This is a genomic window from Roseateles sp. GW821-FHT03B02 (genome assembly GCF_059421025.1).
On the sequence record NZ_JBWKUV010000007.1, the window covers coordinates 229,764 to 230,743 of the forward strand.

The 980-nt window shown below is 68.5% G+C and carries 1 protein-coding gene; it reads right to left on the minus strand.

All coding sequences use genetic code 11. The features are described from left to right. Nucleotides 1-25: 25 nt before the first annotated feature. Complete coding sequence (locus AC07VX_RS19390) at nucleotides 26-787, minus strand: SapC family protein (RefSeq protein ID WP_493165878.1); 762 nt, start codon at nucleotides 785-787, stop codon at nucleotides 26-28. Between the last annotated feature and the right edge of the window lie 193 nt (nucleotides 788-980).

The following is a 980-nucleotide window of genomic DNA, read 5'->3' on the forward strand; positions in this document are numbered from 1 at the left end:
ACGGCCTGCACCCGGCGCATCCCGCTCAGGCGGGCGTGGCGCTGGGGACGGCCGCGTCCTCGGACAAGGTGCCGATGAGGCGGTCCTTGACGTCGACGAAGTTGCGCAGCGAGTGCATCTGCAGGTACAGCAGCTCCAGCTCGTCGGTCTGGGCCAGGCCCGTCATCGCCTCGGCATCGAGCTTGCGCAGCTTGGTGCGGCTGGTGCAGTAGAAGCCGTTCAGCGACAGCTTGGCGCCGGCAGGCGTGGTGACCTGCGCCTGCATGGGCTCCAGCAGCCCCAGGTCGAAGACCTTGCGCCCGAACTGGCGGGTGCGCTCGAACTGGGCCTGGTACTCCTGCAGGAACTTCAGCACACGCTCGACGTAGGGCGTGGGCTTGCCGTCGTCGCCGAACAGGCGCTCGCCGCGGCCCTCGCGGTTGACGCCAGGGTGCGACTCGTCGATGCACAGCGTGAGGGACTTGCCGTCGGTGCTGCGTGAGAACACGAAGGGGTAGCGGCGGATGAAGGCCGGCACATACTTGGCCCGCCACTGGCGGTCGTCGCCGAGGTAGAGGTTCTGGTCGCCGGTCACTCCCAGCACGGCGGCGGGCATGACGTCTTCGCCGACGACGGTGAACACGATGGCGTATTCGACCGCCGCACGCGGGAATTCGACGGCCATCAGCGGCACGGCGTTGATGCCGGCGGAGAAGGCGTAATCGGGGCTGGGCTCCAGAGATACCGTGGCATGGCGGGCCGCAGACACCGGCACCGCAGTCTCGTAGATCAGAAGTTGCTTGGACATGGCTCCCTCGTGTTCATGAGAAGGTACTGGCGCTGTGAGCCGCGCCTCGCTCGCTGTAGCGTACCGGAGCGCCCTGCCGCCGCTCTCAGAGGAAACCTGGGGCCACGCAGGGCGCCTCACGCGCACCGGCACCGCGACCGGGCGTTTGCCTGCCCGGTCCCGGCGCGGGTGACGGTCATGCCCGTTTGTAGCC

Coding starts and splice junctions, on each gene's coding strand:
- AC07VX_RS19390 (WP_493165878.1), bottom strand. CDS start 787: ATGTCCAAGCAACTTCTGATCTACGAGACTGCGGTGCCGGTGTCTGCG.